The organism is uncultured Roseobacter sp. (assembly GCF_947501835.1).
GTDB lineage: Bacteria > Pseudomonadota > Alphaproteobacteria > Rhodobacterales > Rhodobacteraceae > Roseobacter.
In genome coordinates this window covers 140,944-166,833 of the sequence record NZ_CANMXR010000002.1, presented here as the reverse complement: position 1 = coordinate 166,833, position 25,890 = coordinate 140,944, and the positions used below count along the sequence as shown (strand labels likewise).

The following is a 25,890-nucleotide window of genomic DNA, read 5'->3' as shown; positions in this document are numbered from 1 at the left end:
TGCCTGAAAGCCTGATGACCAACGATCTGATTGCAAAAGCTGCCATTGACCGCCGCATGGCCGAGATCATCACTCCGGTGATCGAGGATATGGGGTTTGAACTGGTTCGTGTGCGCCTGATGTCCGGCAAATCGACAATCCTGCAGATCATGGCGGACAAGCCCGAAGGCGGCATTGAGGTCGATGATTGTGCCGAGATTAGCCAGGCGGTAAGTGCTATCCTGGATGTCGAAGACCCCATTCTGGACGAATACACGCTGGAGGTTTCCAGCCCCGGGATCGACCGTCCCCTGACGCGGCTCAAGGATTTCGAGATGTTCGAGGGCTATGAGGCCAAGATCGAAACCGGCGAGATGATTGATGGCCGCCGCCGGTTCAAAGGGGAACTGGCAGGGATTGAGGATGACGAAGTTCTGATCAATGTCGCGGAAGGCACGATTGGCCTGAAGTTCGACTGGCTCAGCGACGCCAAGCTGGTGCTGACGGATGATCTGATCAAAGAAATGCTGCGCCAGCGCAAGGCGAGCGGTGCAATTGACGAAACGAAGTTTGACGAAATTTCCGATGAGGTAGACACGGATATTTCCGCTGAGGGAGACCCATAAATGGCAATTACATCTGCAAACCAGCTTGAGCTGTTGCAAACCGCTGAGGCTGTGGCCCGCGAAAAGATGATCGACCCCAATCTGGTGGTTGAGGCGATGGAAGAATCGCTCGCCCGAGCGGCGAAGTCACGCTACGGCGCGGAGATGGACATTCGCGTGGCAATCGACCGCAAGACGGGCCGCGCCACGTTTACCCGCGTGCGCACCGTGGTCGAAGATGAAGAGCTGGAAAACTACCAGGCCGAGTTCACCGTGGAACAGGCCAAGCAATATCTGGATGACCCCAAGATCGGTGACACCTTTGTCGAGGAAGTCCCGCCTGTGGAAATGGGCCGGATCGCCGCGCAATCGGCCAAGCAGGTCATTCTGCAAAAGGTTCGCGAAGCTGAGCGGGATCGCCAGTTCGAAGAGTTCAAGGACCGCGCCGGCACGATCATCAATGGTCTGGTCAAGCGCGAAGAATATGGCAACGTCATCGTCGATGTGGGTGCCGGTGAGGCGATCCTGCGCCGCAATGAGAAAATCGGCCGCGAAAGCTACCGGCCCAACGACCGGATCCGCGTCTACATCAAGGACGTGCGTCGCGAACAGCGTGGCCCGCAGATTTTCCTCAGCCGCACGGCACCTGAATTCATGGCCGAGCTCTTCAAGATGGAAGTGCCCGAGATTTATGACGGCATCATCGAGATCAAGGCGGTTGCCCGCGATCCCGGAAGCCGCGCGAAGATTGCCGTGATTTCCTATGACAACTCGATTGACCCTGTGGGGGCTTGCGTCGGGATGCGTGGCTCTCGTGTGCAGGCGGTTGTGAACGAGCTGCAAGGTGAAAAAATCGACATCATCCCGTGGAACGAAGATCAGCCCACATTCCTTGTGAACGCTTTGCAGCCTGCAGAGGTTTCCAAGGTGGTTCTGGACGAAGAAGCCGGAAAGATCGAAGTTGTCGTGCCCGAAGAGCAGCTGAGTCTCGCCATTGGCCGTCGTGGTCAGAACGTGCGTCTGGCGTCGCAGCTGACGGGCCTCGACATCGACATCATGACCGAAGAGCAGGAAAGCGCGCGCCGTCAGGCCGAGTTCGAACTGCGCACCAAGCTCTTTGTCGACAACCTCGATCTCGATGAATTCTTTGCCCAGCTGCTGGTGTCCGAAGGATTCTCCAACCTCGAAGAGGTTGCCTATGTCGAGATTGACGAGCTGTTGGTCATCGACGGCGTGGACGAAGACACCGCCAACGAATTGCAGGCCCGTGCCCGCGATGTGATTGAGGCGCAGAACAAAGCGGCCCTTGAAAATGCCCGCGCGCTGGGTGTTGAGGACAGCCTGGTTGAATTTGAGGGTCTGACACCCCAAATGATTGAGGCGCTGGCCAAGGATGATGTGAAGACATTGGAAGACTTCGCAACCTGCGCGGATTGGGAACTGGCCGGTGGCTGGACCACAACCGATGGCGAGCGCACCAAGGACGATGGCGTTCTGGAACCCTTCGACGTGTCACTGGAAGAAGCGCAGACCATGATCATGACCGCGCGGGTGATGCTGGGCTGGGTCGATCCAGCGGATCTTGAGGCGGATGCCGAAGAAGAGCTGGACGCTGAAGAAACGGAGGAAGCCGAGGTCTGATCTCAGGCCTCGGGGTCTCCTGATGGGTCGCGGTGGCGCTCCCAAAGACCGCGCAGACGGTCCTGAACGCAAGTGCATTGCCACGGGCGAGGTGCAGCCAAAATTTGGGCTGATCCGTTTTGTTGCTGGCCCGGAGGGGCAGATTGTCCCGGATGTTCTGGGAAAACTGCCGGGACGCGGAATTTATGTGGCAGCAGACCGCGCTGCATTGGAAACGGCCTTTAAAAAGCGCCTGTTTGCCCGCGGCGCAAAACAGCCGGTCACGGTGCCGGATGATTTGGTGGCAGAGGTTGAGCGGCAACTGGTGCGGCGCGTGGTGGAGCTGATTTCGCTTCAGCGCAAGGCAGGTAAGGCGGTTGCCGGATATGAAAAGGTAAAAAACTGGCTTCAGATTGAAGAAGCCGAGGTCCTGATTCAGGCACTAGACGGGTCAGGCCGGGGAAAATCAAAACTGAGTACGCCCCACTATGGGTCGTACATTGGCTGTTTGACAGCGGATGAATTGGGTTTGGCATTTGGGCGTCAAACTGTGATACATGGGGCGCTCGCCTCTGGTGGACTCACGCAACGTGTTGTAGAGGAAGCCAACCGACTTAAAGGCGTGCGCGTAAAGGAGGGTGGCAGCGGCCACTCGAAAGGATAGACGAGCTTCATGAGCGATACTGACGGCAAGAAAACATTGGGTCTGCGTGGCGGTGGCGCGCGTCCGGGCAACGTAAAGCAAAGCTTTAGCCACGGACGGACCAAAAACGTCGTGGTGGAGACCAAACGCAAGCGCGTTGTGGTGCCAAAACCGGGTGCGGGCAAGTCCGGATCAGGTGTGGCCACGGCAGGTGATCCTTCGAGACGTCCCGCGGGCATTTCCGATGCGGAGATGGAACGGCGGCTGAAAGCGGTTCAGGCTGCGAAAGCACGTGAGGTCGAAGAAGCGGCCGCCCGCGAAGCCGAAGAGAAGGCGCGCGCCGAAGAGCGGGAGCGCCGCCGGGCCGAGATTGAAGAGAAAGAGCGCGTCGAGCGCGAGCGCGAGGAAAGTCTGAAGGCGAAAGCCGAAGAGGACGCGCGTCGCAAGGAAGAAGCGGAGGCCGCAGCAAAAGCTGCAGCCGCCCCGGCGGAAGAACCCGTTGTTGCCCGCCCGACGAGCACCAAGGCGCCAGAAGCCGCGCCCCGCAAACAGCAGGATCGCGACCGCGACAACAACAAGCGTGGCGGCAAGGGCGGCGAAGACAACCGTCGTTCCGGCAAGCTGACCCTGAACCAGGCGCTTTCGGGCGGCGAAGGCGGGCGTCAGCGGTCCATGGCTGCGATGAAGCGCAAGCAGGAGCGGGCGCGTCAGAAAGCAATGGGCGGTTCGGTCGAGCGCGAAAAGGTTGTGCGTGATGTGCAGTTGCCAGAAGCGATTGTCGTTTCTGAGCTGGCGAACCGGATGGCGGAGCGTGTGGGCGAGGTCGTCAAGGCGCTGATGAACAACGGCATGATGGTCACGCAGAACCAGACCATTGACGCGGACACCGCCGAGCTGATCATCGAAGAATTCGGCCACAAGGTGGTGCGTGTTTCCGATGCTGACGTTGAGGATGTGATCAAAGAGGTTGAGGACGACGACAAAGACCTCAAATCGCGCCCACCGGTCATTACCATCATGGGCCACGTCGACCACGGTAAAACATCGCTGCTGGATGCAATCCGCAATGCGAAGGTTGTCGCAGGCGAGGCTGGCGGCATCACGCAGCACATCGGTGCCTATCAGGTGAAAACCGATGGCGGTCAGGTGCTAAGCTTCCTCGACACCCCTGGCCACGCGGCGTTTACCTCGATGCGGTCCCGCGGTGCGCAGGTCACGGATATCGTGGTTCTGGTTGTGGCGGCGGATGACGCGGTGATGCCGCAGACCATCGAGGCGATCAACCACGCGAAAGCAGCCGAAGTGCCGATGATTGTGGCGATCAACAAGATCGACCGCCCGGCGGCTGATCCGGACAAGGTTCGGACCGATCTGTTGCAGCACGAAGTGATCGTGGAGAAGATGTCCGGCGATGTGCAGGACGTCGAAGTGTCTGCCATCACCGGTCAAGGTCTGGATGAACTGCTGGAAGCCATCGCGCTGCAGGCGGAAATCCTTGAACTCAAGGCAAACCCCGATCGTGCAGCGCAGGGTGCCGTGATTGAAGCGCAGCTTGACGTGGGTCGTGGACCCGTTGCAACCGTTCTCATTCAGAACGGCACGTTGCACCAGGGCGATATCTTCGTTGTGGGTGAGCAATACGGTAAGGTCCGAGCGCTGATCGACGATCAGGGCAATCGTGTGAAGGAAGCGGGCCCCTCGGTGCCGGTTGAGGTTCTGGGTCTGAACGGCACGCCCGAAGCCGGTGACGTTCTGAACGTAACATCGACCGAAGCGCAGGCACGCGAGATTGCCGCCTATCGTGAGAATGCAGCGAAAGACAAACGCGCAGCCGCGGGTGCCGCAACGACGCTTGAACAGCTAATGGCCAATGCCAAGGCAGATGAGAACGTGAGCGAACTGCCGATCCTTGTGAAAGCGGACGTTCAAGGCTCTGCCGAAGCCATCGTTCAGGCGATGGAGAAGATCGGCAACGATGAAGTGCGCGTGCGTGTGCTGCATTCGGGCGTGGGTGCGATCACCGAAACAGACGTGGGTCTGGCCGAAGCCTCCGGGGCGCCGATCATGGGCTTTAACGTGCGGGCGAATGCCTCCGCGCGGAATACGGCCAATCAGAAGAGCGTCGAGATCCGCTATTATTCGGTGATCTACGATCTTGTGGATGACGTGAAAGCGGCGGCCTCCGGGCTGCTCAGCGCGGAAATTCGCGAGAACTTCATCGGCTATGCGACCATCAAGGAAGTCTTCAAGGTCACAGGCGTCGGCAAGGTTGCCGGTTGTCTGGTCACCGAAGGCGTCGCCAGAAGATCCGCTGGCGTACGGCTGCTGCGTGACAACGTGGTGATCCACGAAGGGACGCTGAAAACGCTGAAGCGCTTCAAGGATGAAGTGGCGGAAGTTCAGTCCGGTCAGGAATGCGGCATGGCGTTTGAGAACTATGACGACATCCGCGCCGATGACGTGATCGAAATCTTCGAGCGTGAAGAGATTACGCGGACGCTCAGCTAAGCGGATGCACCTCTGAAACAGAAAAAGGGACAGCCCTCAGCTGTCCCTTTTTTTCGGGTCGCGCGTATTCAGGCGGCCTTGGTGACCGGTGCGCCCACATAGCTCGTATCGTCAACTTTCACAACAATGCGTCCGTCTGGTAATGCTCGAACGTAAATGCCTTGTATCGAAACGGCGCTTCCCAAAGTGATTGTCCGTAACATGCCCTTTCCTCCCCAGGATCATGACTAACAAATCGTTACCTTAGAATGGTTAAATTACCATAAACAAAATTTGCCTATTCGCCTGATAGGCGAATTTCCGCAGATGGCCTCGCCTTTACCATGAGTCGGTCACAACCAATCCCGTAAAACTGGAATTAATGGGATATCTGCAGCAGGCATGGGGTAGTCTTTCAAGGCCTGCGGGCGCACCCATTTCAGCGTTTGATTTTCACGAGAGACCGGCGTGCCCTCCCATTTTCGACAGGCAAAGAGCGGCATGAGCAAATGGAAATCGTCGTAACTGTGGCTCGCAAAAGTCAGCGGTGCCAGACAGGATTCCCAGGTATTGATGCCAAGTTCTTCTTCCAGTTCGCGGATCAGCGCGACCTCGGGTGTTTCGCCCGGCTCAACCTTGCCGCCCGGAAATTCCCAGAGACCGGCCATTGATTTGCCCGCCGGTCTTTGCGCCAACAATACGCGACCGTCTACATCGATCAATGCAACGGCGGATACAAGAATGACTTTCATGAGGCTCAGGACCGGTAATCAGCGTTGATGCTGATGTAGCCGTGGGTGAGATCACAGGTCCAGACGGTGGCGTGGCCCGCGCCCAACCCGATGTCGACCCCGATGAAGAGGTCCTGGCCTTTCATGTGTGCGGCCGCTTTCGCTTCATCGTATCCAGCAGCGACCCAGCCTTTTTCGGCGACGGTCACATCGCCAAACCGGATGGAAAGCTGATCGCGGTCCGCGGCAGCGCCGGATTTCCCCACGGCCATGACGACACGGCCCCAATTTGGATCCTCGCCCGCAATGGCCGTTTTCACCAGGGGGGAGTTCGCAATCGACAGGCCATGTGTCCTTGCATCTGCATTACTGGCGGCGCCGGTGACCTCGATCTCCACAAATTTGGTCGCGCCTTCGCCATCGCGTACCACCTGATGGGCCAGGTCCAGCATTACGCGGTAGAGTGCATCCGCGAATGTCTGATCGCCGCTGACGTCCACGCCGGACGCGCCGGTTGCCGCGACCAGAAGCGTATCTGACGTAGATGTGTCACTGTCGACCGTGATGCAGTTGAAGGACGTCGCATTGTGGCTCGATACCAGCGCCTGCAGGTCGGCCTGCGAGATCACCGCGTCGGTGAAGATATAGACCAGCATCGTCGCCATGTCCGGCGCAATCATACCCGACCCCTTGGCGATGCCGGCGATTGTGACCGTACGGCCCCCGATGGTAAGCGTCTCACCAGCGCCTTTGGCGAAGGTATCCGTTGTCATGATCGCTTGTGCGGCAGGTTCAATGGAATCTGCGTCGAGCGTCCCGGCCAGGGATTGAAGATGCGCGGTGATTTTCTCAAACGGCAGCGGTTCGCCGATCACCCCGGTAGAGGCGGTGAACACCCGGTCCACGGGCAGATCGCAGGCCGCTGCCGTGGCGGCGGTGATCGCTTCAACGGCTGCGGTGCCGTTGCGCCCGGTGAAGGCATTCGAATTGCCGGAATTCACCAGGATGGCCGCACCCGCATCGGACGGACCCCCCAGTTTCGCCTGACAATCCAACACCGGTGCAGACCTTGTGGCCGAGGTGGTGAAAACCCCGGCGATGGTCGTGCCGGGAATGAGCTTTGCCAGCATGACGTCGGCGCGGCCCTGGTATTTCACACCCGCGGCGATGGTCGCGAAACTTACGCCCGACACAACCGGCAGCGCCGGGAACGCGTCGGGCGCCAGCGGCGACACAGCAGTGATATCGGCCATTGGGATTATTCCAGAAGTTCGGTCTGCTTCAGGATCGCGGGATCAAGGTCGAGCTCCGCCGGAACCTTTACCTCGGCCTTGTCGGTGGCATCCTCGATTGCGGCCTGTGCGGCCCCCTGACGAATTTCATTGGACAGTTCTTCGCGCACATCGTCCAGGGTCGGAATTTCCGCGCTGCGGGTCTCGTTCAGCTTGATCACGTGCCAGCCGAACTGAGTTTGGACCGGGGAGGATACCTCGCCCACGGCCAATGCAATGGTCGCAGCCTCAAAACTGGGCACCATCATGCCCGCGCCGAACCATCCCAGATCACCGCCATTGGGACCGGAGGGGCCGGTCGATTTCTCACGTGCGGTGGTACCAAAATCGGCACCGCCATCGATCTCTTCCTTGATCGCCTGCGCCTCTTCCTCGGTCTCAACCAGAATGTGGGAGGCGTTATATTCTTCGGCGGGATCAATATCGCCATACTGCCGGTCATAAAGCGCCTGCAGCTCATCATCGGTCACGGCATCCGCCAGAACGCTTTCGATGACCTCTGCTGCGGTCAAGGAGCGGCGTTCGTTCTCCAGCGATTTGGTGACACGTGCGGGCAAATCTCCTTCAAACATCTGCGCCAGAGCGCTCTGCTGCACCAGCTGTTCCAGAATACCGTCATAGAGCACACTGTCCTCCAATTGCTGGTATTGTTGCGGCAGCGTTGCGCGGGCAGCGATCATATGGCCCAGTGTGATCTCAACGCCGTTCACCGTCGCAACCACCGTATCAACAGTTGGCGCTTCGGCTTCGGTCTGGTCCTGTGCCCAGCCTTGAGCGGCGATGCTCACCACAAACGCAGCGCTGGCCATAATTCTGAGATGTTTTTGCATGGATCGGTCCTATGGATGCGTCACGGCGGGGCGCGACATTGACACGGTTTGGCGTGACCCTTACATCGCCGTATGGACGTGGCAAGGGTGCTGCGTTCACATCCTATCTATGGGCTGCACCGCGGACGAGCAAGCAGATCGGCACCATTGACTAAACTTCGGCTGGAGAACGCATGCTGGGCATCGGAACAATCGCAAAAAAGGTCTTCGGCACGCCAAACGACCGCAAAGTCAAAGCGACCCGCCCGCTGATCGAAAAGATCAACGCGCTTGAGACGGAATTCGAAAAGCTCTCCGACGACGGCATCAAGGAAAAAACCGAAGCGTTCCGCAAACGCGCGCTGGAGGGTGAGGCGCTTGATGACCTGCTGCCCGAAGCCTTTGCCAATTGTCGCGAAGCTGCGCGCCGCGCTTTGGGCTTGCGTGCCTTCGATACACAGCTGATCGGCGCGCTTTTCCTGCATCAGGGCAATATTGCGGAGCAAAAGACCGGCGAAGGTAAAACACTGACCGCGACCTTTGCGGCCTACCTAAACGCGCTGACCGGCAAGGGCGTGCACATCGTCACCGTGAACGAATACCTCGCCAAACGGGATGCGGGCTGGATGGGTCAGGTCTTTGGCGCGCTGGGGTTGACCACCGGCGTGGCCCATGCCGACATGACCGAAGAGGCCAAGCGCGACGCCTATGCCAGTGACATCACCTATGCGACGAACAACGAGCTCGGCTTTGATTATCTGCGCGACAACATGAAGTCCGAACTTAGCCAGATTTTCCAGAAACAGCACAATTTTGCGATTGTGGATGAGGTCGATTCGATCCTGATCGACGAGGCGCGCACGCCGCTGATCATTTCGGGCCCGTCACAGGACCGCTCCGAGATGTACAAGGTCATCGATGTTGTGATCCCCGAGTTGCAGGATGACCACTACGAATTGGACGAAAAGACCCGCAACGTGACCTTCACCGACGAGGGCAACGAATTCCTGGAGGAGCTGTTGCGGTCGCGTGAACTGCTGGAAGAAGGGCAATCGCTTTACGATCCGGAAAGCACCACGGTTGTGCACCACGTGAACCAGGGCCTGCGCGCGCATAAGCTGTTCCAGCGCGACAAGGATTACATCGTGCGCGACGATGACGTCGTGCTGATCGATGAATTCACTGGCCGCATGATGGCCGGGCGGCGCCTGTCAGACGGTCTGCATCAGGCGATTGAAGCCAAGGAGAATGTCTCCATCAAGCCGGAAAACGTCACGCTGGCCTCCGTAACCTTCCAGAACTATTTCCGCCTCTACGATAAACTGGCCGGGATGACCGGGACCGCGCTGACCGAGGCAGAGGAATTCCAGGAAATCTATGGCCTTGGGGTCGTGGAAATCCCGACCAACAAACCCATCGCCCGTGTGGATGAGGATGATCAGGTCTATCGCACCGTGCGCGAGAAATACGGGGCGATGCTGGAACAGATCAAGGCGAGCCATGAGAAGGGCCAGCCCGCTCTGGTCGGCACCACGTCGATTGAAAAATCCGAAGCGCTGAGCCAGATGCTGACGGACGCCGGGATCAAACACAATGTTTTGAACGCTCGCCAGCACGAGCAGGAAGCGCAGATTGTTGCGGATGCCGGGAAATTCGGTGCTGTGACCATCGCGACCAACATGGCGGGTCGCGGGACGGATATTCAGCTTGGCGGCAACGTCGACATGCAGGTGATGAACGCCATCGCCGAAGATCCCGAAGCGGATCCCGAAGCGCTGCGCGCGAAGGTCGAGGCGGAACACGCAGGTGAGAAGCAAAAGGTGCTGGAGGCGGGCGGGCTCTATGTTCTGGCGTCCGAACGCCACGAAAGCCGCCGGATTGATAACCAGCTGCGCGGGCGTTCCGGTCGTCAGGGTGACCCGGGTCGATCCTCGTTTTATCTGAGCCTTGAAGACGATTTGATGCGTATTTTTGGGTCGGAACGTCTCGAAAAAGTACTCACAACGCTGGGTTTGAAAGAAGGCGAAGCCATCGTTCACCCCTGGGTCAACAAGTCGCTGGAGCGGGCGCAGGCCAAGGTCGAAGGCCGCAACTTCGACATCCGCAAGCAGCTTTTGAAGTTTGACGACGTGATGAACGAGCAGCGTAAAGTAATCTTTACCCAGCGCCGTGACATCATGGAAGCCGCCGATCTCAGCGAGATCACGCAGGACATGCGCCATCAGGTCATTGACGATTTCATCGACCAGTTCCTGCCGCCCAACACCTATGCGGATCAATGGGATGCGGAAGGTCTCTATGAGGCCGCAAAAGAACATCTCGGCGTTGATGTGCCGGTGACGGATTGGGTCGAGGAAGAGGGTGTTGACGACGACGCGATTCGTGACCGTCTGATCGAAGCCACTGACACCTATATGAAGGATAAGGCGGCGCAGTTCGGCTCGGAAAACATGCGCAACATTGAAAAACAACTGTTGTTGCAGGCCATCGATACGAAGTGGCGCGAACACCTGCTGACGCTGGAACATTTGCGATCTGTTGTTGGTTTCCGCGGATATGCGCAGCGCGACCCGCTGAATGAATACAAGAACGAATCCTTTCAGCTGTTTGAGCGCATGCTCGATAGCCTGCGAGAAGATGTGACGCAGAAGCTTTCCCAGATCCGCCCGCTGACCGAAGAAGAGCAGCAAGCGATGCTTGACCAGATGCGAGCCCAGCAAGCCGCAGCACAGGCAGCTGCAGCAGGGGCTACGGCGGGCGCAGCGGTTGTAGCAGGTGCCGGCGCGGCAGAGGGTTTTGTCGAGGATGACCCCTCCACATGGGGAAATCCGGGCAGAAACGAGGAGTGCCCCTGCGGTTCCGGTAAGAAATTCAAGCACTGCCACGGGCGCCTTATCTAGGGTATTTGCCTTCTTCTTGCCCGAATGACTCCCCGGCACGGTCACAACTCAGCCGTGTTTACACATCATTAACCTTTGTATTCCGACTGGCGGAGAGGGATCAAAGGTATGTCGCATAAAAAAGAAGTAGCTACGGCCGTTGGCACGCTTGCGTGCGCCGTTGGCATAGGCTTCGTGATGCAGAATGGGGAAGTTGCCGAATTACGATACGGATCGGCACCTGTCATTGTCGAAGAGTTGAAGGTGCAAAGCACGCTGTCGGTGGACGCGTTGAAGCTGGCCGATCCATTGCTTCACGATGATGACCAGACCCTGGATGTGCGCTCGATTACCCTGACTTCTGCTGAAGTAGAAGCGCCACACGTCATTCCGGTTTTTGCAGAACCGACACTCACACGGGTGGGTCCGGTCAGCAGTCTGATCGCGCCCACCGCTCCGGAAGTGCAGCCCGTCGACGTCTGCCCGATTATGCTTTCGACAATGCCTCATGCGGCTGCGATGGTGAAACTGAGCCTGACGGCACCCTGTTTGCAAAACGAGCGTGTCACGGTACGTCACAACGGGCTTGAATTTACCGAAACGACCTCAGCCAGCGGTGGTCTGGATATCGCCGTGCCCGCCCTGGAAGATCACGCCAAGTTTGCCCTGACCTTCCTCAACGGCAATACGGTGACCGCCCATGCGGAGGTGCCCAGTATCGCGCTTTATGAGCGTATCGTTGTGCAATGGCAGGGCCGGGACAGGGTTCAGCTGCATGCGCGGGAATTCGGCGCCAGCTACGGTGACAGTGGGCACGTTTGGGCTGGTGCGGCACGCGATGTTACCGCCGTTATGGATGGCAACGGCGGCTTTTTGAGCCGACACGGCGACAGCGCTGCGCCGCTTGCCAAAATGGCCGAGGTCTACACCTACCCCTCAGCGATGACGGAAACCACTGGCGCGGTGGAGATCAGTATCGAAGCCGAGGTTACCCCCGCCAACTGCGGTCGGGAAGTGAAGGCACAAGCGCTTGGCGTTGTCGGCGGCAGGACCACGCAGGCACAGTCGGTATCCCTCGCGATACCTGGCTGTCATGCGGTGGGGAACTTTCTGGTGTTGAATAATCCGCTCCCAGACCTGAAAGTCGCAGCCAACTAAATCTGCGATGAGGCCACAAAAAATGAACATGAGACGTGCAGCGACCTACGCTGCACTTTTCCTTTTTATCTCATGGCAGCCGGCATGGGCTCAGGATGTGACCCTGACGTCCCGCGACGGTCGTGTGGAGTTGACGGGTACGCTGCTCGGCTTTGATGGTGAATTCTACCGGATCGAGACGATCTATGGCGAATTGACGGTTGATGGGTCGGGTGTGCTGTGTGATGGCCCGGGATGTCCCAATTTGGCAGATTATGTTGCGGAGCTCTATATTTCCGGATCGGCCACGATGGGGGCGGTCCTGATGCCCGCCCTGATCGAGGGGTTTGCGCTGCGCAACGACTACACCGCCACACGGCAGGTCGAAGATAAAACCCACTTCAACTACACGTTAACGGACGATCAAACGGGCAAGCGCGCCGCTGTCTTTTACTTCCGGGTGACCAACACGAACGAAGGGTTCGCCGACCTGCTGGCGAATGAGGCGGACATGGTGATGGCGCTGCGCGAAATCCGACCTGACGAACAATTGCGCGCGGAAGAAGCGGGCATGGGTGACATGACGGGGGACAATCGCAGCCGCGTTTTGGCACTTGATGCGGTTGTGCCGGTTGTGGCGCCGAACAATCCCGTGCGGGATATTTCGCCAGTGGACCTTGCGCGGGTCTATGCCGGTCTCATCACCAATTGGTCCGATCTCGGCGGTCCGAATGCGCCGATTACCTTGCATGCGCCGCAACCGGAAACGGGTCTCGGGCAGGCCATTGTGGATGAGATCATTGCCCCTGCGGGTCTGCAAATGTCGCCCAACATCAAACGACACGACCGGGGCGCCGAGCTTGCACAGGCGGTGGCGGCGGATGCCTTTGCACTGGGCGTGGCGAGTTTTGCCGAGGTTGGCAATGCCGAAGCTCTGACGCTGACCGGGCAATGTGGGCGGTCCCTGCGGGCCAACCGTCGATCCATCAAGACAGAAGATTACCCGCTCACGGCACCGATGTTTGTCTATTTGCCCGCGCGACGGCTGCCAAAGGTTGCGCGGGAATTCTTGGCGTTCACCCGTGGTCCGACCGCTCAGATCGTGATCCGGCGGGCCGGATTTGTTGATCAGGCGCCTGAGGAAGTGCCGGTGGATGAGCAGGGCAATCGGCTGGCAAATGCCATTGCGGCAGCAGGGCCAGAGGTTGGTCTGCGCGAATTGCAACGGATGACCTCCACCTTGGTGCCCATGAAACGGCTGACAACCTCGTTCCGTTTCGAGACAGGCTCCATCCGTCTGGATGCGCAATCGCGCTCAAACATTCAACAGCTGGCGCGCGCATTGGAGCAGGGGCGTTATGACGCGCGACGGCTCTTGTTTGTGGGGTTTAGTGACGGCGACGGACCTGCAGAGACCAACAAGGGCATCGCATTAAGACGCGCAGATGCGGTACGTCGTGCGGTCATGGAAGCGGCCGAAACCGCAGATCTGGAGCGTGTCGCGCTAGAGATTGATGCATTTGGCGAGGCGATGCCAATGGCCTGTGACAACAGCGCTTGGGGCCGACAGGCGAACCGCCGTGTCGAAGTATGGGTGCGATAGCGTCATTATTTTCAACGTGGCGCGAAACGGATCTCGCTTTGCTGAATGCGAAAAATGGGTCTCTTAGGCCCTCATTCATTCCAATGGCGCTAAAGAAATCCTTCGCTGCGAAAGCTGATTTCGCGTGATTTGCCGATGATCAGGTGATCGTGCAGCGTCAATCCCAAGGCCTGGCAGGCGTTGTTGATCTGGTCCGTCATGGCGATATCAGCCTGGGACGGCGTGGGGTCACCAGAGGGATGATTATGCACAAGTATCAGCGCACTTGCGTTAAGCTCAAGCGCCCGTTTGGCAATTTCGCGCGGATAGACCGGCACATGATCCACCGTGCCCTTGGCTTGCTCTTCGTCCACAATCACCACGTTTTTCCGGTCGAGAAACAGCACGCGGAATTGCTCGGTTTCGCGATGCGCCATGGTGGTGTGGCAGTAATCCAGCAAAGCATCCCAACTGCTGAGCACGTTCTGTTCGATCACCCGCGCCCGGGCCATACGCTGCGCCGCGGCCTCGACGATCTTTAGCTCCGTGACGACAGCATCACCCACGCCTGATACATCGCGCAGACGTTCCGGTGGTGCGGTGATGACCCGATTGAAATCACCAAACCGCTTCATCAGATCATATGCCAGAGGTTTGACATCGCGGCGCGGGATGGCGCGAAAGAGAACCAGCTCCAGCATTTCATAATCCGGCAGGGCAGCGGCCCCGCCTTGCATGAACCGGCTGCGCAATCGCTGCCTGTGATCGCTGATGTAAGAGGGCGTTTTGCCGCTGGCCAGGGGCCGGGGTTCAGCCTCGTCCAACAGGAAGGGCAGCGGTGATTCCGCAAAGGTGCTGGAGTCTCTCGTCATGCTCCAAAGGTGTCGGATCATAGTTTCTGAACGGTTAATCGAAGCGCTAAAAGCCAATTTTTTCGAATGGCCTCGTTGATGGGTCGCTACCGTGCCCAGCAAATAGAAAAGACCGGGTGAAACACCCGGTCTTTGTGGTTTGATAGACTGAACCGGTGCGACGCCGCCATCCTAGTGCGCTTATCCCTTCATCGAATCCCAGAAGTTTTTCACCGAGGAAAAGAAACTGGAGGTTTCAGGGTTGTTGTTCTCCGACAGGTCCTCGAATTCGGCCAGCAATTCCTTCTGCCGAGAGGTCAGGTTTACCGGTGTCTCAACCGCCAACTCGATGAACATGTCACCCGCGCCAGCACCACGCAGAGCGGGCATGCCTTTGCCGCGCAACCGCATTTGGCGGCCAGATTGGCTGCCCGCGGGGATCTGCACGCGCCCGCGGCCACCGTCGATGGTGGGCACTTCGATGGAGCCCCCCAGCGCCGCCTTGGCCATGGAAACCGGCACGCGGCAGAAAAGGCTGCCACCATCACGCTGGAACAAATCGTGCTCTGCCACATCGATGAAGATGTAGAGATCGCCGGAGGGTCCACCGCGCATGCCCGCTTCGCCTTCGCCGGCGAGCCTGATCCGTGTTCCGGTTTCAACACCTGCGGGGATGTTCACGCTCAGTGCGCGATCTTTCTCGACCCGGCCAGCGCCCTGACAGGATTTACAGGGGTTTTTGATGATCTGACCCAGACCCGAACAGGTTGGGCAGGTGCGTTCGACCGTGAAAAAACCCTGCTGTGCGCGGACTTTACCCATGCCGGAACAGGTCGGACAGGAGGTGGGTTCCGCACCGCCCTCGGCACCGGAGCCATTGCAGGCGTCGCATCCGATGGAGGTCGGCACATTGATGGTTTTTTGCAGGCCGGAGAAGGCTTCTTCGAGGGTGACGCGCAGGTTGTAGCGCAGATCGGAACCGCGCGCGGCACGGCGTCCGCCGCCTCCGCCGCGTTGGCCACCCATGAAGTCACCGAAGAGGTCGTCAAAGACATCCGAAAAGGCGGACGAAAAATCACCCTGACCGCCGCCAAAACCGCCGCCCGGACGTCCACCGCCGCCCATACCGCCTTCGAAGGCCGCGTGGCCATAGCGGTCATAGGCTGCCTTCTTGTCCGCGTCTTTCAGAACTTCGTAGGCTTCATTGGCTTCCTTGAACTGGGCCTCTGCCTGTGGGTTGTCCTTGTTGCGGTCCGGATGCAGTTCTTTCGCCTTGGTGCGATAGCCCTTTTTGATTTCATCCGCGGACGCGCCTTTGGCGACCCCAAGCACGTCGTAGTAGTCACGTTTTGCCATTCGAGTAGTCCCCTTACTGGAACGTGAGAGGCCGACCCGGGGGTCGGCCTATGCAGTGGTTCCGGGTATCGCGCAACTTACGCGCGCTTGTCGTCGTCGAGGTCTTCGAACTCGGCATCGACGATGTCATCATCGTCACCGCGGGGCTCATCGGCAGCTTCGGGCGTTTCTTCACCCTCTTCCTGCGCCGCCTTGTAGATGGCTTCGCCCAGTTTCATGGCGGCTTCTGTCACGTTCTGGATGCCGGATTTGATCTTGTCGGCATTTTCAGTTTCCAGCTCATCCTTGAGCGCTGCGATCGCAAGCTCAATGGCTTCAACCGTGGTTGGGTCAACCTTGTCGGAATGCTCCTCAACCGACTTCTCGGTCGAGTGGATGAGGCTCTCCGCCTGGTTTTTCGCCTCGATCAGCTCGCGGCGCTCCTTATCGGCCTCGGCATTTTCTTCGGCGTCCTTGACCATTTTTTCGATGTCCTCGTCAGAGAGGCCACCAGAGGCTTGGATCGTGATTTTCTGTTCCTTGCCAGTGCCTTTGTCCATGGCGCCGACGGACACGATGCCGTTGGCGTCAATGTCGAAAGTCACTTCGATCTGCGGCATGCCGCGCGGGGCGGGCGGAATGTTTTCGAGGTTGAAGGCGCCGAGGATCTTGTTGTCCGACGCCATCTCGCGCTCGCCCTGGAACACGCGGATCGTCACAGCATTCTGGTTGTCTTCAGCCGTAGAGAAGATTTGCGACTTTTTCGTTGGGATCGTGGTGTTGCGGTCGATCAGACGGGTGAAGACACCGCCTAATGTTTCAATGCCCAGCGAGAGTGGGGTCACATCGAGCAGGACCACATCCTTGACGTCGCCTTGCAGAACACCGGCCTGGATCGCGGCACCCATGGCCACAACCTCATCGGGGTTCACCCCTTTATGCGGCTCCTTGCCGAAGAACTTGGTCACTTCCTCGACCACTTTCGGCATGCGGGTCATACCACCAACAAGCACAACCTCGTCGATGTCGGAGGGCGACAGACCTGCGTCCTTCAGTGCGGCCTGGCAGGGTTTGATCGAGTTTTTGATCAGGTCGTTCACCAAGCTTTCCAGCTTGGAGCGGGTCAGCTTCATGACCATGTGCAACGGCTGGCCGGTGGCACCCATGGAGATGAAGGGCTGGTTGATCTCTGTCTGGCTGGCGCTCGATAGTTCGATCTTGGCCTTCTCGGCCGCTTCTTTCAGACGCTGCAGGGCCATCTTGTCCTGGGTCAGGTCAACCTGATGCTCTTTTTTGAACTCATCCGCGAGGTAGTTCACGATGCGCATGTCGAAATCTTCACCGCCGAGGAATGTGTCGCCGTTGGTGGATTTCACTTCAAAGAGGCCATCGTCGATTTCCAGAATGGTCACGTCGAAGGTACCGCCGCCAAGGTCATAGACCGCGATGGTCTGGGTATTTTCCTTGTCGAGACCGTAGGCAAGTGCTGCAGCTGTCGGCTCGTTGATGATGCGCAGCACTTCCAGACCGGCGATTTTACCGGCGTCTTTGGTGGCCTGACGCTGAGCGTCGTTGAAATAGGCAGGCACGGTGATGACCGCCTGGGTCACGTCTTCGCCGAGATAGGACTCAGCGGTCTCTTTCATCTTGCCGAGGATGAAAGCGGAGATCTGGCTGGGCGAATACTTCTCATCCTTGGCTTCGACCCAGGCGTCGCCGTTGCCGCCGTCGATGACGTTGAACGGCATGTTCTTCTTGTCCTTGGCCAGATCCGCGTCGTCAAACCGACGGCCGATCAGGCGCTTGACGCCGAAGATGGTGTTTTCGGGGTTGGTGACGGCTTGCCGTTTCGCGGGCTGACCCACGAGGCGCTCATCATCCGTGAAGGCGACGATGGACGGTGTCGTCCGCGCGCCTTCGGCGTTTTCAATTACACGGGGTTGGCTGCCGTCCATGATGGAAATGCAGCTGTTGGTGGTTCCCAGGTCGATACCAATGACTTTGGCCATGTTTAGATCCCTCATTTACTCAAGGCGATGACACGGAGCGATTGGCCCGTTATGGCGCCGCTGCCCCGATCTCAATACACATGAAGCGGGTCGCTCCATGCGGTTCGGAGGGTATATAAGGAGGGGCTTGGGGCGCTGCAACCTTTACGGACCCCGCTGCAGAGGATTCTTGTGGCAATTTCTGCGCAATTTTGACCATCCCGGAGGGTTAATGGCACATTTGAGGGTTTCTGAGTTTGACATCCATAAATCCTACCTTTCGGGAGCGGCGCAAAAGCACCTGCTGGCAGAGCTGCGTGAGATTGTGCGTGCGGCCCCTTTTGTCTCGCCGGTCACGCCCCGTGGCAAGCCGATGTCCGTGCGGATGACGGCGGCGGGGGACTATGGCTGGATCACCGACCGCAAGGGATATCGTTATGCGCCGTTGCACCCGCAAGGCACGCCCTGGCCTGCGATTCCCGAGGTGGTTTTGGACATCTGGCGCGATCTGACCGGGCTGTCGCGCATGCCGGAGTGTTGTCTGATCAACTACTACGGCGAAGGTGCGCGCATGGGGCTGCATCAGGACAAAGATGAAGCCAGCTTTGACTGGCCCGTCGTCTCGGTCTCTTTGGGGGATGACGGGCTGTTTCGCATGGGCGGGCCGGCACGGGGCGGCAAGACGCAATCGATCTGGCTGCAATCGGGTGATGTGGTGGTGATGAGCGGCACCGCGCGGCTGTCGCATCACGGCGTGGATCGGATCAGGTTCAGGTCCAGCACTTTGCTGTCCAAGGGCGGGCGGATCAACTTGACACTGCGGGTGGTGACATAGTGCATTCATCTCAGACAGGAATTTGTCGCAAGGGCTGGTCACCTAGCTTGGATACGATAGATGCCGTGCGCCGGACTGCCCTGCCAAAATCCTGCGCTGAAAGCCACTCAGCCATATCCCGGCGATGACAGCACCATCGTTGCAAGTGCGACAAAAAAAGCCTGTGGCTCTCCGGTCGCAAGAAACCGCCACCGCGGCAAATACCACGGTATTACAACGCTGATTACAACGCTGGCTACAACGGTAGGGGTGGAAACTTGCGCGGGTGACGGGCAACCGATTCAGCTGCGCAAAAAAAGCTTTTGACGTGCATCTGCTTCGTTTGTCCGGACCACAATGTTCATTTTGACAAGAGGTAGAATTAGCATGCGTTCACTTTCACCCCTTCTTTTGGTGCTGGCTTTGGCCGGCGGCCCCGGATTTGCGGCCCCGATCGTTTTTTCGGATGCGGGTCCCGGCGCGGAAGACATTCAAGACAGCGTCGATGGCTTCCGGGATCAGTTTTCGACACTGAATTCGTTTACGCCGACCAATGAGGACCCGGAAGGTCGGCGCGAGATCAATTGGGACGGTGTCCCGGACAGTCTTGCCGATCCCAATGATTTCCCCGGTGACTTCTTCAACGGCGATGTGCCGGGCCGCGCCCGGGGGATTGAGTTCAAAGAGACCGGCGATACGGAAGGGTTCGAGGTGTCGGCATCGTCGGCATCGGGCGTGCCGACGCTCTTTGATGAACCTGATGAATACAGCTTCTTCAGCCCGGAACGTATTTTCCGGCCGAAAGATGGCTCGACCTTTGACATCCTGTTCTTTGATCCGCTGGACCAGACGACGCAAGCCTTGACGCGCGGGTTCGGCGCCGTGTTCACCGGCCTTGAGGAAGTCGACCAGGTCATTCTGTCCTATTACGGCATTGATGGCGAATTGCTTGCCGAGGAAAGCGCCCCGCCGAGCGGTTTGACCAACCTCTCCTTTCTGGGTGTTGTGTTCGATGAAGCGGTGGTCGCGCGGGTTTCGGTTGGAACGGGCCTGATCGATTTCGACGATGAGCCAGTGATGGACGACTTTCTTTATGGCGAGCCGATCCCGGTTGATCTGGCACCGGTGCCGCTTCCTGCGGGTCTGCTATTTGGTCTGACATCGATTGCAGGTCTCGCCGCCTTCCGTCGGCGGCGTCCGGCCAGCGTCTCCTCCTAAGTCAAAAAGCGGATGCCCGGCGAAAGGCCGGACATCCTCGCCCATGGCTGGGATGCAGCAATGGTGGGTCAAATTGGTATCGGAACCAAACCCTGAAGATGCTCTGCGCGATAATTTTATCCTGGAAAGAGGGTGTCGTCCCTACCGGCGCGCGCTCCAGCTGAGCGAGGCGTGGCGGCGGGTGTAGAATTCGCCCATCAGACCGATCATCACCAGCACCAGCCCAACCCAGAGTGCGTAATGCCAATCGGTGTAACGCGGATTGTAGTTGATGAATATAAAGCCACGGGCCTGATCAATTGCATGAAAGAGCGGGTTCCAGTCGAACATCGCCAGCATGAAGCCCGGCAGGCTGTTGGCCACAAACATCTTGCCCGATGCGATCATGTTGGCGCGTTGGTAGATCGTGCTGAAGATCGACACGAATTGTGGAAACCAGGGTTTCAGCGCCAGCAGTACCAGCCCGAGCGCAGCCCCTGTGTACCATGCCAGGAGCAACATCCCAAAGGCCGCGACAGGTTCCTCGATGACGATCGGGGTAAAGGCCACGTGATAGGCAAAGAGCACCAGCGACAGAGACAACACCTGAATGTAAAGCGCGCCCAAAGCCGCCGAGGCAATGGCGATGATGGTGTTCATCGGGGCGTGCTGCATCATCGGGCTTGCCGGGCCCTCAGAGCCGACAACAGCGCTCAACGTCTTGGTGTGCGTCATGAACAGAAAAATGCCCGACATGATGTAGAGCAGGAAATCCCCGCGAATGGCGGAACCGCGCAACCCGAGCAGGGAGAACATGACATAGAATGCCATGACAAAGATCACCGTTTGCAAGACGTTGATCCCAATCGCAACAAAGGCGTTGCCGTGACCCTTGCGCACAGAACGTACAATGGAGTGATAAATCAGCTCAAACAGAGTGAGAGCGGATGAAATACTATTGTCGTTTCGTCGTTCTGCTTGAAACATGCCTGCTGCGCCTTGCGATATTCGCCATACTCGCACGGAAATCTTGCTGTTCCGTTAGAGCGGTAGCATAAGGGGCATCGATTTGAACATCAATGATCGCAGAATTGGGAAATCAGGTATGGATTACGCGAAGTTGACCGAGGTGATGCGCAAGCTGTCGCTGGAAGCGGGCGCACGGATCATGGAGATCTACGAGGCCGACGATTTTGATGTGAAGATCAAATCGGATGAGAGCCCGGTCACGGAGGCGGATGAAGCGGCGGATGCCCTGATTTCCGCGGGGCTGCGGGCGGCCTTTCCGGATGTGATGTTGGTGACCGAAGAGCAATCCGCCACGCATAGCACCCGCGGAGATACGTTTCTGATCGTGGATCCATTGGACGGCACCAAGGAATTCATTCACCGGCGCGGCGATTTCACTGTGAACATTGCGCTGGTGGAGGCGGGCGCGCCAACGCGCGGGGTGGTCTATGCCCCTGCGAAAGGTCGGATGTTCTACACTGACGCTTCAGGCCAATCGGTGGAAGAAACCGGGGATCTGGCGCTGGACACGGTGGGGCCGTTGACGCCAATAAAGGTTTCGGCGGCAGATAACGCGGCGTTGATGGTCGTCGCGTCGAAATCCCACCGGGATCAGGCGACCGATGACTACATCTCCAAATATGATGTGAAAGACATGAAGAGCGCCGGGTCTTCTTTGAAATTTTGTCTCGTGGCAACGGGTGAGGCTGACCTTTATCCGCGATTGGGGCGGACGATGGAATGGGACACGGCGGCGGGCCACGCGGTGCTCTCCGGAGCGGGTGGCGCTGTGGTGCGCTTCGACGATCTGACGCCGCTTGGCTACGGCAAGGATGATTATGCGAACCCCTTCTTCATCGCTTACGCGCCGACTGTCGATTTGAAAGAAGCCTGATGTCTGTTCTGATCGCGATTCCGGCGCGCTATGCCTCCGGCCGTTATCCCGGTAAGCCGCTTGCCGAGCTGCGCGGGGCAAACGGCGTCTCGCGCAGCCTTATCGAACGCAGTTGGCTGGCGGCCAAGGCGGTGGGCGGTGTGGACCGGGTGGTGATTGCGACCGACGACAGTCGTATCAAGGAAGCCTCCGAAGCCTTTGGCGCCGAGGTTGTGATGACCTCATCCGATTGCGTCAATGGCACCGAACGCTGCGCGGAAGCACATGACGCGCTGGGCGGTGGTTATGAGATCATCGTGAACCTGCAGGGGGACGCGCCCCTGACCCCGCATTGGTTCATCGAGGATTTGGTGTCCGGTCTGCGGGGTGCGCCTGAGGCGGAGATTGCGACGCCGGTGCTGCGTTGCGACGGCCTGACCCTGAACGGTTTTCTGAACGATCGCAAAGCCGGGCGCGTCGGGGGCACAACGGCGGTCTTTGCGCAAAATCAGCAGGCGCTCTATTTTTCCAAAGAAGTGATCCCCTTCACCGCGCAAACATATGCCGACCATGAAGACACCCCGGTGTTTCACCATGTGGGCGTCTATGCTTACCGTCCCGAGGCGTTGGCGGCCTATGCCTCCTGGCCGGTTGGCCCGCTGGAACGGCTGGAGGGTCTTGAGCAATTGCGGTTCATGGAAAACGGTCGTGCCGTACTCTGCGTCGAGGTTGCTGCAAACGGCCGACAGTTTTGGGAGCTGAACAATCCTGAAGACGCGCCGAAGATCGAAAAAATGATGGCGGACATGGGATTGGACTGAAGTGATCCGGCCCAGAATGGAATCGTAAACGACTACGAAACAACCACCGTTTCGCGATAGGGTTGTTGCTGCTGGTTTTTTATACACGCATTGCGGGAATATGCGGCAGTATCAAGCTGGATTTCGCCAAAATGACTGACTCGTGCTGGAAAATTGCTTTAATTGAGTCTGAAGTCGTGTTTTTGACGCATTGCAGCGTTACGGTTACGTTAGCTGAGTGCGATTATTTTAGTTTGAGGATCAGAGTATGAAACGCAAAGTGACGAAGGCAATTTTTCCCGTGGCGGGCATGGGAACGCGGTTCTTGCCAGCAACCAAATCTGTTCCCAAAGAAATCATGACCCTGGTGGACCGCCCGCTGATCCAATATGCGATTGATGAAGCGCGCGCCGCTGGCATCAAGGAATTCATCTTTGTGACCTCGCGCGGCAAGGGCGCGCTGGAGGATTACTTTGACCACGCCCCACAGCTCGAACAGGAGCTGGAGAAGAAGGGTAAGACCGACCTTCTCGAAACCCTGAAAAGCACCAATATGGAAAGCGGCGCGATTGCCTACATTCGCCAGCACCGGGCACTTGGTCTTGGCCATGCGGTCTGGTGCGCGCGCCGTCTGATCGCGGATGAACCCTTTGCCGTGATCCTGCCGGACGATGTGATTGCAGCGGAAAAACCCTGCCTGCAGCAGATGGTCGAAGCCTACGCCGAAACCGGCGGCAATATGGTCGCCGCGATGGAAGTCGCCCCCGATAAAGCGTCTTCATATGGCGTGCTGGATGTGTCCGAGGACATGGGCGCGATGGTCAAGGTGAAGGGCATGGTTGAAAAACCAAAAGCCGAAGAAGCGCCTTCCAACCTGGCGGTGATTGGGCGCTACATCCTATCGCCGAGCGTTTTGACCAATCTGAACAAGATGAAATCCGGTGCTGGTGGCGAGATTCAACTGACGGATGCAATTGCCACCGAGATCGAAAAGCAGCATGGCGTCTATGGCTACCGCTTCCGCGGACAGCGGTTCGACTGCGGCTCCAAATCCGGCTTCCTGCAAGCGACCGTGGCCTTTGGCCTCGACCGTGAAGAACTGCGCGAAGACCTGTCGGCCTATCTTCATGATGTGGTCAATATGGGAAAGGCTGCCGAATAATACCGGACAGGAATAATCGGTGAGTAACGTATTGGTCACGGGCGGCGCGGGCTACATCGGGTCGCACGCCTGCAAGGCGCTGAAAGCAGCAGGCTTCACGCCGGTCACCTTCGACAATCTGGTCACGGGCTGGGAAGAGGCGGTCAAGTTCGGCCCATTCGAGCGGGGTGACCTGCTGGATAGGGCTCGGTTGGATCAGGTTTTCGCGCAATACGCGCCCGTGGCGGTGATGCATTTCGCGGCGCTCAGCCAGGTTGGCGAAAGCATGCAGGACCCGGGCATCTACTGGCGCAACAACGTCAGCGGATCATTGACTCTGATCGAGGCGGCGGTGGCTGCGGGGTGTCTGAACTTTGTCTTTTCCTCCACCTGCGCCACCTATGGCGATCAGGACAATGTGGTGCTGAATGAAGACAGTGCGCAGCATCCGATCAATGCCTATGGCGCCTCGAAACGGGCCATCGAAGACATTCTGAAGGATTTCGAGCCTGCCCACGGGCTGCGCCATGTGATCTTCCGCTACTTCAACGTCGCCGGGGCTGACCCGGAGGGTGAGGTTGGTGAATTCCACCAGCCGGAGACGCATTTGATTCCGGTGCTTCTGGATGCCATCGACGGTAAACGCGATGCGCTGACCATCCACGGCACCGACTACGCCACCCCGGACGGCACCTGTATCCGCGACTATGTGCATGTCTGCGATCTGGTTGACGCTCATGTGTTGGGGTTGAAATGGCTGCAGGATGGCAAGGGCAGCCGGGTGTTCAATCTGGGCACGGGCAGCGGCTTTTCCGTGCGTGAGGTGATGGACCATTCGCGCGAAGTCACCAACCGCGAGGTGCCGTTTACCGAAGGGCCGCGGCGACCAGGCGACTGCACCAAACTTGTATCAGGCTCTACCCGGGCGGAAACGGAACTTGGCTGGCGGCCCACGCGATCATCGCTGAAATATATGATCACAGATGCTTGGCGTTGGCACCAAAACGGGCATTATGACAAATAGGCGATTTCCGCCTGGTCAACGACGTTTCTTCGCGCCCGAAAGCACATCTGATGGCACAGCCCGGTCTCTGGACGAGATACAAATTGCGGTGGCGGCGCAGACGTCTGCTGTGGCGCGGATTTCGTAGTCGGCACCGACTGACGGTCATTCAGAATAGAACGGAAAAGATCGCGGCGGATGACATCCTGCTGTTTGCGACCGTTCGCAACGAAGCGCAGCGACTGCCGTATTTTCTGGAGCACTACCGCGCATTGGGGGTGCGGCATTTTCTGATCGTGGATAATGGCAGTGAGGATGGGACGCTGGAATTGCTTGCGACCGCATCGGATGTGTCGCTCTGGTCGACGCAAGCCAGCTATAAAGCGGCGCGGTTCGGGATGGATTGGCTGACCTGGCTGATGATACGCTACGGGCATGGGCACTGGACCGTCACCGTCGATGCCGATGAGTTGCTGATTTACCCCGAGCACGACACGCGGCCCTTGCCGGAGCTGACGAAATGGCTGGATCAGCAGAATATCGCCATGATGGGCGCGATGATGCTGGATCTTTATCCCAAGGGTCCGCCTGATGCGCAGGTCTACACGCCCGGGCAAGACCCCTGCGGTATTCTGAATTGGTTTGACGCCTACGGCTATTGGGTGCAGCGCCAGTCAAAGCTGGACAATCTGTGGCTGCAGGGTGGCGCCCGCGCGCGCTGTTTCTTTGCAGAAGACCCACGGAGGGCACCAACCTTGAACAAGATACCACTGGTGAAATGGAACCGGCGCTATGTCTATGTAAATTCAACACATAATGCGCTGCCGCGGCGATTGAACCGAACCTATGACAGTGCCGGGGCGGAGCGGGTTTCGGGGGTTTTGCTGCACACGAAATTCCTGCCTGGTTCCGCTGCCCGCGCCTGTGAAGAACGCGCGCGCAAGGAGCATTTTTCAAATTCCGATCTCTATACCACCTACTATGACGCATTGGCCCAAAACCCGGACCTGTGGCACGAAGGATCCACCCGTTTTACGTCCTGGAAGCAGTTGGTCGATCTTCGCCTGATGGCGAAAGGCAAGTGGTGATGTCACACTTCCTGCGCTCCATTGAGC

At 58.3% G+C, this 25,890-nt stretch carries 21 protein-coding genes; 14 read left to right on the top strand and 7 right to left on the bottom strand.

The window, feature by feature from the left end; genetic code table 11:
• Positions 1-14 precede the first annotated feature (14 nt).
• The 4 genes from rimP to infB are packed head-to-tail and all read left to right on the top strand — an operon-like array spanning position 15 to position 5,355.
• Positions 15-605, top strand: coding sequence for a ribosome maturation factor RimP (gene rimP / locus Q1A20_RS04645; RefSeq protein WP_298968892.1), 591 nt, complete (start codon positions 15-17; stop codon positions 603-605).
• The gene (nusA, locus tag Q1A20_RS04640; protein ID WP_298968894.1) at positions 606-2,225 is read left to right on the top strand and encodes a transcription termination factor NusA; all 1,620 of its coding nucleotides are present in this window, start codon (positions 606-608) and stop codon (positions 2,223-2,225) included. It abuts the gene before it with no gap.
• A 22-nt stretch (positions 2,226-2,247) separates the two neighbouring features.
• Positions 2,248-2,868, top strand: coding sequence for an RNA-binding protein (locus Q1A20_RS04635; protein ID WP_299403167.1), 621 nt, complete (start codon positions 2,248-2,250; stop codon positions 2,866-2,868).
• A 9-nt stretch (positions 2,869-2,877) separates the two neighbouring features.
• Positions 2,878-5,355, top strand: a complete 2,478-nt coding sequence (infB, locus tag Q1A20_RS04630; protein ID WP_298968896.1) for a translation initiation factor IF-2 — start codon at positions 2,878-2,880, stop codon at positions 5,353-5,355.
• A gap of 332 nt (positions 5,356-5,687) precedes the next feature.
• Here infB and Q1A20_RS04625 read toward each other — a convergent pair whose 3' ends face one another.
• The 3 genes from Q1A20_RS04625 to Q1A20_RS04615 are packed head-to-tail and all read right to left on the bottom strand — an operon-like array spanning position 5,688 to position 8,187.
• Positions 5,688-6,086 (bottom strand): (deoxy)nucleoside triphosphate pyrophosphohydrolase, encoded by a 399-nt coding sequence (locus Q1A20_RS04625; RefSeq protein ID WP_298968897.1) that lies wholly within the window; start codon positions 6,084-6,086, stop codon positions 5,688-5,690.
• Positions 6,087-6,091: 5 nt separating this feature from the next.
• The gene (gene argJ, locus Q1A20_RS04620; RefSeq protein WP_299401567.1) at positions 6,092-7,318 is read right to left on the bottom strand and encodes a bifunctional glutamate N-acetyltransferase/amino-acid acetyltransferase ArgJ; all 1,227 of its coding nucleotides are present in this window, start codon (positions 7,316-7,318) and stop codon (positions 6,092-6,094) included.
• Positions 7,319-7,323: 5 nt separating this feature from the next.
• Positions 7,324-8,187 (bottom strand): peptidylprolyl isomerase, encoded by an 864-nt coding sequence (locus tag Q1A20_RS04615; protein ID WP_299401570.1) that lies wholly within the window; start codon positions 8,185-8,187, stop codon positions 7,324-7,326.
• A gap of 173 nt (positions 8,188-8,360) precedes the next feature.
• Between Q1A20_RS04615 and secA the strand changes: the two genes are divergently transcribed.
• From secA to Q1A20_RS04600, 3 genes are all read left to right on the top strand, one after another.
• Entirely contained in the window at positions 8,361-11,066 is a 2,706-nt protein-coding gene (secA, locus tag Q1A20_RS04610) for a preprotein translocase subunit SecA (RefSeq protein ID WP_299401573.1), read from the top strand.
• Positions 11,067-11,174: 108 nt separating this feature from the next.
• Positions 11,175-12,203 (top strand): hypothetical protein, encoded by a 1,029-nt coding sequence (locus Q1A20_RS04605; protein WP_299501583.1) that lies wholly within the window; start codon positions 11,175-11,177, stop codon positions 12,201-12,203.
• 22 nt (positions 12,204-12,225) lie between these two features.
• Complete coding sequence (locus Q1A20_RS04600; RefSeq protein WP_299401577.1) at positions 12,226-13,785, top strand: phosphate ABC transporter substrate-binding/OmpA family protein; 1,560 nt, start codon at positions 12,226-12,228, stop codon at positions 13,783-13,785.
• 89 nt (positions 13,786-13,874) lie between these two features.
• On the opposite strand, the gene radC is transcribed toward Q1A20_RS04600, so the two are convergent.
• The 3 genes from radC to dnaK form a co-directional block, all read right to left on the bottom strand.
• Positions 13,875-14,636, bottom strand: coding sequence for a DNA repair protein RadC (gene radC / locus Q1A20_RS04595; RefSeq protein ID WP_299916144.1), 762 nt, complete (start codon positions 14,634-14,636; stop codon positions 13,875-13,877).
• 180 nt (positions 14,637-14,816) lie between these two features.
• Positions 14,817-15,971 carry a molecular chaperone DnaJ gene (gene dnaJ / locus Q1A20_RS04590; protein WP_298968912.1) on the bottom strand — a complete coding sequence of 385 codons (1,155 nt, stop codon included), beginning with the start codon at positions 15,969-15,971 and terminating at the stop codon, positions 14,817-14,819.
• Between the two features lie 77 nt (positions 15,972-16,048).
• Positions 16,049-17,959, bottom strand: a complete 1,911-nt coding sequence (gene dnaK, locus Q1A20_RS04585) for a molecular chaperone DnaK (protein WP_299916141.1) — start codon at positions 17,957-17,959, stop codon at positions 16,049-16,051.
• A gap of 211 nt (positions 17,960-18,170) precedes the next feature.
• On the opposite strand from dnaK, the gene Q1A20_RS04580 reads away from it, so the two are divergent.
• Complete coding sequence (locus Q1A20_RS04580) at positions 18,171-18,773, top strand: alpha-ketoglutarate-dependent dioxygenase AlkB (RefSeq protein WP_299401581.1); 603 nt, start codon at positions 18,171-18,173, stop codon at positions 18,771-18,773.
• 366 nt (positions 18,774-19,139) lie between these two features.
• Entirely contained in the window at positions 19,140-19,970 is an 831-nt protein-coding gene (locus Q1A20_RS04575) for a VPLPA-CTERM sorting domain-containing protein (RefSeq protein WP_299401584.1), read from the top strand.
• Between the two features lie 141 nt (positions 19,971-20,111).
• Here Q1A20_RS04575 and Q1A20_RS04570 read toward each other — a convergent pair whose 3' ends face one another.
• A complete protein-coding gene (locus Q1A20_RS04570) occupies positions 20,112-20,936 on the bottom strand; it encodes an ABC transporter permease (protein ID WP_299401585.1) in 825 nt (274 codons plus the stop codon).
• A gap of 118 nt (positions 20,937-21,054) precedes the next feature.
• Here Q1A20_RS04570 and cysQ point away from each other — a divergent pair, with 118 nt between their 5' ends.
• The 5 genes from cysQ (at position 21,055) to Q1A20_RS04545 (ending at position 25,863) form a co-directional block, all read left to right on the top strand.
• Positions 21,055-21,852, top strand: a complete 798-nt coding sequence (cysQ, locus tag Q1A20_RS04565; protein WP_299401588.1) for a 3'(2'),5'-bisphosphate nucleotidase CysQ — start codon at positions 21,055-21,057, stop codon at positions 21,850-21,852.
• Positions 21,852-22,652: a 3-deoxy-manno-octulosonate cytidylyltransferase gene (locus Q1A20_RS04560; RefSeq protein WP_299401591.1), complete on the top strand. Its 801-nt coding sequence runs from the start codon at positions 21,852-21,854 to the stop codon at positions 22,650-22,652. The genes cysQ and Q1A20_RS04560 overlap by 1 nt, the downstream gene beginning before the upstream one ends.
• A gap of 247 nt (positions 22,653-22,899) precedes the next feature.
• Positions 22,900-23,793: a UTP--glucose-1-phosphate uridylyltransferase GalU gene (gene galU, locus Q1A20_RS04555; RefSeq protein ID WP_298968926.1), complete on the top strand. Its 894-nt coding sequence runs from the start codon at positions 22,900-22,902 to the stop codon at positions 23,791-23,793.
• Positions 23,794-23,812: 19 nt separating this feature from the next.
• Positions 23,813-24,796, top strand: a complete 984-nt coding sequence (gene galE, locus Q1A20_RS04550) for a UDP-glucose 4-epimerase GalE (protein ID WP_298968927.1) — start codon at positions 23,813-23,815, stop codon at positions 24,794-24,796.
• Positions 24,797-24,846: 50 nt separating this feature from the next.
• Entirely contained in the window at positions 24,847-25,863 is a 1,017-nt protein-coding gene (locus Q1A20_RS04545) for a glycosyltransferase family 2 protein (protein ID WP_299916136.1), read from the top strand.
• The last annotated feature ends 27 nt before the right edge of the window (positions 25,864-25,890 follow it).